Source organism: Kitasatospora sp. NPDC059973, from assembly GCF_042737525.1.
Taxonomy (GTDB): Bacteria; Actinomycetota; Actinomycetes; order Streptomycetales; family Streptomycetaceae; genus Kitasatospora.
Window position 1 is genome coordinate 1 of the sequence record NZ_JBHWUI010000271.1, and the last position, 6,680, is coordinate 6,680.

General features: G+C 72.4%; 6 protein-coding genes. 1 reads left to right on the forward strand and 5 read right to left on the reverse strand.

Features of this window, described 5'->3' with window-relative positions; genetic code table 11:
* Positions 1-132 precede the first annotated feature (132 nt).
* The 3 genes from ACFWA9_RS37345 to ACFWA9_RS37355 all read right to left on the reverse strand — a co-directional run bounded on the left by ACFWA9_RS37345 (position 133) and on the right by ACFWA9_RS37355 (position 2,768).
* Positions 133-1,125: a malate dehydrogenase gene (locus tag ACFWA9_RS37345; protein WP_329488034.1), complete on the reverse strand. Its 993-nt coding sequence runs from the start codon at positions 1,123-1,125 to the stop codon at positions 133-135.
* A gap of 250 nt (positions 1,126-1,375) precedes the next feature.
* Positions 1,376-1,762, reverse strand: coding sequence for a DUF3017 domain-containing protein (locus ACFWA9_RS37350; RefSeq protein ID WP_329488035.1), 387 nt, complete (start codon positions 1,760-1,762; stop codon positions 1,376-1,378).
* Positions 1,763-1,913: 151 nt separating this feature from the next.
* Positions 1,914-2,768 carry a bifunctional methylenetetrahydrofolate dehydrogenase/methenyltetrahydrofolate cyclohydrolase gene (locus ACFWA9_RS37355; RefSeq protein WP_329488036.1) on the reverse strand — a complete coding sequence of 285 codons (855 nt, stop codon included), beginning with the start codon at positions 2,766-2,768 and terminating at the stop codon, positions 1,914-1,916.
* A 509-nt stretch (positions 2,769-3,277) separates the two neighbouring features.
* On the opposite strand from ACFWA9_RS37355, the gene ACFWA9_RS37360 reads away from it, so the two are divergent.
* Complete coding sequence (locus ACFWA9_RS37360; protein WP_329488037.1) at positions 3,278-4,024, forward strand: RDD family protein; 747 nt, start codon at positions 3,278-3,280, stop codon at positions 4,022-4,024.
* A gap of 119 nt (positions 4,025-4,143) precedes the next feature.
* Here the strand turns inward: ACFWA9_RS37360 and purH are convergent, their stop codons facing one another.
* Together purH and purN are read right to left on the reverse strand one after the other, a co-directional pair.
* On the reverse strand, positions 4,144-5,745 hold the full coding sequence (gene purH / locus ACFWA9_RS37365; protein WP_380393696.1) for a bifunctional phosphoribosylaminoimidazolecarboxamide formyltransferase/IMP cyclohydrolase: 1,602 nt from the start codon (positions 5,743-5,745) through the stop codon (positions 4,144-4,146).
* Positions 5,742-6,401 carry a phosphoribosylglycinamide formyltransferase gene (purN, locus tag ACFWA9_RS37370; protein ID WP_329488039.1) on the reverse strand — a complete coding sequence of 220 codons (660 nt, stop codon included), beginning with the start codon at positions 6,399-6,401 and terminating at the stop codon, positions 5,742-5,744. The genes purH and purN overlap by 4 nt, the downstream gene beginning before the upstream one ends.
* Positions 6,402-6,680: the final 279 nt, after the last annotated feature.

Here is a 6,680-nt window from a genome sequence, read left to right on the forward strand (position 1 = left end):
CCACACCGAATACTCTTTGGGTTGTGGTTTGGGGGGTGTTTTTTTTTTTTATATTCCCCGGGTTTGGGGGCCGCCCCCCCCCCCCCGGGATTGGGGGGGGCGGGCCCGTCGAAGGTCCTGCCGGGAAAGGGCTCAGATGAGGCCGAGCTCCGTGACGGCGTCGCGCTCCTCGACCAGCTCCTGGACCGAGGCGTCGATGCGGCCGCGGGAGAAGTCGGAGATCTCCAGGCCCTGGACGATCTGGAACTCGCCGTCCTTGGTGGTGACCGGGAAGGAGGAGATCAGACCGGCCGGAACGCCGTAGGAGCCGTCGGAGACGACACCCATGGAGGTCCAGTCGCCCTCGGCGGTGCCGTTGACCCAGGTGTACACGTGGTCGATGGCGGCGTTGGCGGCCGAGGCGGCCGAGGAGGCGCCACGGGCCTCGATGATGGCCGCGCCGCGCTTGGCGACGGTCGGGATGAAGTCGCCCTCCAGCCACGCCTGGTCGGCGCCGACGGCCTCGAAGGCCGGCTTGCCGGCGATCTCGGCCTGGAAGATGTCCGGGTACTGGGTCGCCGAGTGGTTGCCCCAGATGGTGACCTTCTTGATCTCCGACACGGCGGCACCGGTCTTGGCGGCCAGCTGGCCGAGCGCGCGGTTGTGGTCCAGGCGCGTCATCGCGGTGAAGCGCGCGGCCGGCACGTCCGGGGCGTTGCGCTGGGCGATCAGGGCGTTGGTGTTGGCCGGGTTGCCGACGACCAGGACCTTGATGTCGTCCGCGGCGTGGTCGTTGATGGCCTTGCCCTGCGGGCCGAAGATGCCGCCGTTGGCCTGCAGCAGGTCGCCGCGCTCCATGCCGGCGGTGCGCGGACGGGCGCCGACCAGCAGCGCGACGTTGGCGCCGTCGAAGGCCTCGTTGGCGTTGTCGGTGATCTTGATGTCGCGCAGCAGCGGGAAGGCGCAGTCGACAAGCTCCATCGCGGTGCCCTCGGCGGCCTTCAGGCCCTGCGGGATCTCCAGGAGGCGCAGGTTCACCGGCACGTCGGCGCCGAGCAGGTGGCCCGAGGCGATGCGGAAGAGCAGCGCGTAGCCGATCTGGCCGGCCGCTCCGGTGATGGTGACGTTGACGGGGGTGCGGGTCATTTCTACCTTCTCCAGCAAATCGCCAGGTGCCCCAGGCACACCGGCGCACTGGAGCCGAGGATGATCTCTCGACATCGAGAGACCGGCGTCAGGTTATCGCAAAGCGAAGCGTATGCCGCGGGTGCCGTCGTGGCTGATTGGTCACAGACGATGACGGCCCCCGTCCCGACGGTGCGGGCGGGGGCCGATCGGGCCGGGCGGGCGGGCCGGGCGGGCGGTCCGGGCGGGCCGGGCGGGCGGTCCGGGCGGGTCAGTGCTTCGGCCGCCCGACCAGCTCGCCGACGTTGTCCAGCAGCGGGATCTCCAGCCACGGGTTGGGCTGGGCCACCAGGGTCAGCAGCACGATCGAGACGCCCAGGAAGGTCAGCACGATCACGTCGGTGAACCGGCTGCGCACCGCCAGCATGCCGACCTCGGGCAGCACCAGCCGCAGCAGCGCGCCGAGCAGCACGCCGCCGCCGAGGATCAGCAGCCCGTACTTGAAGCCATCCTTGAAGTCGGCGAACCAGGTGACGGCGAGCCCGGCGCCGACCACCAGCAGGACGAGGGTTATCGGCCACTGGCGCACCGGCAGGGCGTGGTCACGCCCCAGCGCCGCCGCCGAGCCCTCGGGGGGCAGCGTTCCGGTGGTCTTCACCGGCCTGCGCCGGGAGCTCGCCGGCCGTGGCCCGCTCATCCGCCCACCCCGCCCCGCTCGGCCGTCGCGTCGCGCAACGCGCGGCTCGCCGGCCTTCGCTCGGTCCGCCCGTTCATAGCTCGCCGTCCTTCCGGAGTCGGATCGCGGTCGTTCAGAGGCCGGCGCGGCGCTCGGCCGCCACGACGATGTTGTTCAGCAGCATGGCGCGGGTCATCGGGCCGACGCCGCCCGGGTTCGGGGAGATCCAGCCGGCCACCTCGGCCACGCCCGGGTGGACGTCACCGACGATCTTGCCCTCGCTGCGGCTGACGCCGACGTCCAGCACGGCCGCGCCGGGCTTGACGTCCTCCGGCTTGACCAGGTGCGGCACCCCGGCGGCGGCGACCACGATGTCGGCCTTGCGCAGGTGGTAGGCGAGGTCCCGGGTGCCGGTGTGGCAGAGGGTCACGGTGGCGTTCTCGCTGCGGCGGGTGAGCAGCAGGCCGATCGAGCGGCCGACGGTGACACCGCGGCCGATCACGACCACCTCGGCGCCGTCGATCGCCACGTCGTGGCGGCGCAGCAGCTCGACGATGCCGAGCGGGGTGCAGGGCAGCGGGCCCTCGATGCCCAGCGCGAGCCGGCCGAGCGAGGTGGGGTGCAGGCCGTCGGCATCCTTGTCCGGGTCCATCAGCTCCAGGACGGGGTTCTGGTCCAGGCCCTTGGGCAGCGGGAGCTGGACGATGTAACCGGTGCAGGCCGGGTCGGCGTTCAGCTCGCGGACGACGTTCTCGACGTCCTCCTGGGTGGCGGTGGCGGGCAGTTCGCGCTGGATGGAGGCGATGCCGACCTCGGCGCAGTCCTTGTGCTTGCCGTTGACGTACCAGCGGCTGCCGGGGTCGTCGCCGACCAGGACGGTGCCGAGACCGGGCGTGACGCCCTTGGCACGAAGGGCCACCACACGGGCGGCGAGTTCGGACTTGATCGCGGCGGCGGTGGCCTTGCCATCGAGAATCTGGGCAGTCATGCCCCCATTCTCCCGGATGACGGAGGCGGACGGCGCCAGCCCCCGGCGACAGCGGTGCCGGGGAGCCCCGGAGGCTCGAAAACCGTTCGGACCACGTTGCGGTTGCGCCACAGTCCGGTCCGCCACGCGGGCGCGGCTGGACAGCGCCTGGCCGCCCGGTCGACGATAAGCGGGCATTCCCTGCCGCCTCCGGCCCGGTGACGGGCCGACGGACACCGGCGGGGCGTACCCGGGGGAAGAACAGAGTGAGCCGACCACACCACACCGTGCCGCCCGACCGCCACGGCCGCGTGCTGCCAGGACCGCAGCCGTCGATGCTCCCGTTCGCGCCGGACCGGCGCCACCCACGTTCCTGAGCCAGCCCGTGCCGGCGGGCGCCGGACCGTGTCCGCCCCCGTTGTCACCGCGCTCCGCTATCGTCCCGTCCGCTCGGCAGTTCGCCCCGCCGGTGCGTTCCGGACCCAGCGCTGTCCCGTCCCACGTCCCCACATCCCTGCCCGGAGGCATCGATGAGTTACCCGCCCGACCCGAACAACCCGTACGGCCAGCAGCCCCCTCAGCAGGGCTACGGCTACCCCCAGCAGGCCCCGCCGGCCGCCGGGTACGGCTACCCGCAGCAGCCGCCGCAGGCCCCGCAGTACGGTGTGCCGCAGCAGCCGGCGTACGGGTACGCGCCGATGCCGGGCACCCTCCAGGCCAACAACGGCTACATCAACATCGCCCAGCTGGGCACAGTGAAGATCGCCACCATGGGCCAGCGCTTCCTGGCCCGCCTGATCGACGGCCTCGCGATCGGCGCGGTCGTCGCCCTGGTGATGGCGCTCGGCCTGGCCAGCGCGCTCGGCATCGCCAAGGACACCCAGGACTGCAGCGGCAAGTACACCTACGGCGGCTCCAACTCGGCGTACTACGACTGCCTGAACGCCAACAACGACGCCGCCGCGGGCTTCTTCGTCACCATGCTGATCATGGTCGGCGTGCTCTCGGTGTTCAACCTGCTGTACGAGTGGCTGATGGTCTCCTTCGCGGGCGCCACCCTCGGCAAGATGGCCCTGGGCCTGCGCGTCGTCAAGGAGAGCAACGGCCAGGTCCCCGGCCTGGGCGGCGGCTTCATCCGCTTCATCATCCCGATCGTCGGCGCGTTCCTCTGCTACATCGGCGCCGCGCTGGTCTACCTGTCCCCGTTCTTCGACAACTCCGGGAAGCTGCAGGGCTGGCACGACCGTGCCGCCGGCACCCTGGTGATCAAGAAGTAACACCCACCGGCGACAGCGGAGCGGCCCGGTCCCCTTCCCAGGGGGCCGGGCCGCTCCGTCGTACCGTCACACCGCCGGTGCCGGCCCGGGATCCTCCCGGCCCGGCGCCGGCGTCGGCGTCAGTGGAAGAAGTGGCGGGTACCGGTGAAGTACATCGTCACGCCGGCCGCGGCGGCGGCCGCGACGACCTCCTCGTCCCGGATCGAACCGCCCGGCTGCACCACGGCCTTGACGCCGCCGTCGAGCAGGATCTGCAGGCCGTCCGCGAACGGGAAGAAGGCGTCGGAGGCCGCGTAGGAGCCCCGGGCCCGCTCGCCGGCCCGCTCCACGGCGAGCTTCGCCGAGTCGACCCGGTTGACCTGGCCCATCCCGACGCCCACCGAGGCACCGCCCTTGGCCAGCAGGATCGCGTTGGACTTGACGGCCCGGCAGGCCCGCCAGGCGAACGCCAGCTCGGCCAGCTCGGCCGCGGGGAGCGCCTCGCCGGTGGCCAGCGTCCAGCTCGCCGGGTCGTCGCCCGCGGCGTGGATCCGGTCGGCGTCCTGGAGCAGCACGCCACCGGAGATCGGGCGCAGCTCCTGGCGGTTGGCCGGCGCCTCGGGGGCGACCAGCACCCGCAGGTTCTTCTTGCGCGCCAGCACCTCGACGGCGCCGTCCTCGTACCCGGGGGCGACGACGACCTCGGTGAAGATCGGGGCGATCTGCTCGGCCAGCTCGACGGTCACCGGGCGGTTGACCGCGATCACGCTGCCGTACGCGGAGACCGGGTCGCACTCGTGCGCCTTGCGGTGCGCCTCGGCGACGTCCGCGCCGGTGGCGATGCCGCACGGGTTGGCGTGCTTGATGATCGCGACGGCCGGCTCGGCGTGGTCGTACGCGGCGCGACGGGCGGCATCGGTGTCGACGTAGTTGTTGTACGACATCTCCTTGCCGTGCAGCTGCTCGGCGCCGGCCAGGCCGCCGGTGCCGTCGCTGTAGAGCGCGGCGCCCTGGTGCGGGTTCTCGCCGTAGCGCAGCACGTTCTGGCGCTCGTAGGTGGCACCCAGGAACTCCGGGAAGCCCTCGACGTCGCCGGCCGCGTAGCCGGCCTCGAACCAGGAGGCCACCGCGACGTCGTAGGCGGCGGTGTGCGCGAACGCGGCACCGGCCAGGCGCTTGCGGGTGGCCAGGTCGAAGCCGCCCTCCTGGACGGCCTTCAGCACGTCGCCGTAGCGGGCCGGGTCCACCACGACGGCGACCGACGGGTGGTTCTTGGCCGCGGCGCGGACCATGCTCGGGCCGCCGATGTCGATCTGCTCGACGCACTCGTCCGGGCTCGCGCCGGACGCGACGGTGGCCTTGAACGGGTAGAGGTTCACCACGACCAGCTCGAACGGCTCGACGCCCAGCTCGGCGAGCTGCGCGCGGTGCGACTCCAGCCGCAGGTCGGCGAGCACGCCGGCGTGCACGCGGGGGTGCAGCGTCTTCACGCGCCCGTCGAGGCACTCGGGGAAGCCGGTCAGCTCGGAGACCTCGGTCACCGGGACGCCCGCGGCGGCGATCCGGCCGGCGGTGGAGCCGGTGGAGACGATGGCGACCCCGGCGGCGTGCAGGCCCTGGGCCAGCTCCTCCAGACCGGTCTTGTCGTACACGCTGATCAGCGCGCGACGGATCGGGCGGACGCCGCTCTCCTCGTCGAGGGGGGCGGTGACGGGGGACGTGGTGCTGGGGGCGGCGCTCATGCCGGGATCCATACCTTTCGGTCCTCGATGCGGTGACCCTCGCGGGCCAGCCGGCCCACGATGTCGACGAGCAGCTTTCGCTCGACAGTCTTGATGCGCTCGTGCAGCGCTTCGCCGCCATCGGCGTGGTCGGCGTCGGTGACCTCGACGACGCCCTGCGCGATGATCGGCCCGGTGTCCACCCCGGCGTCGACCAGGTGGACGGTGCAGCCGGTGACCTTCACCCCGTACGCGAGCGCGTCGGTGACGCCGTGGGCGCCGGGGAAGGCGGGCAGCAGTGCGGGGTGGGTGTTGATGATCCGCCCGGCGAAGGCCGCGATGAACGCGGGGCCGAGGATCTTCATGAAGCCCGCCGTGACCACGAGGTCCGGCCGGTGCTCCGCGACGGAGGCGGTCAGCGCGCCGTCCCATGCCGCGCGGTCGGCGAAGTCCTTCAGGCGGTGCACGAAGACCGGCAGCCCGGCCCGCTCGGCGCGCTCCAGGCCCGCGATGCCGTCACGGTCGGCACCGACGGCGACGATCTCCGCGCCGAAGGCCGGATCGGCCACGGCATCGATCAGCGCCTGTAGGTTGGTGCCGGAGCCGGAGACCAGCACCACCAGCCGGGCCGGGCCGGGAGTGCGGGGCGGGAAGAGTTGAGCGGGGGCGGCGGCCACTGCGCGATTCTCCGTAGGTCGGGCGCCGCCCGCTGGTACATCCACCGGCGGTGGGGCCACTACGAACGGCAGGTCGAGCGAGGGGGAACACCGGAGGAACCCGCCGCGATGCGGGCCCGGGGAACCTATCTGAGCTGCTGACCGTCACCACGATAACGGCTGGTCGGACGGCCCTTGAAACGCCCTGGCGGCGCTACGCGCGTAGTTGAGACGGGGATCTCCATCGGGGCGCCGTCACCCGCCGTCGGCCCGGCGTCCGCCCGCCGGCCGTGCGCGGAC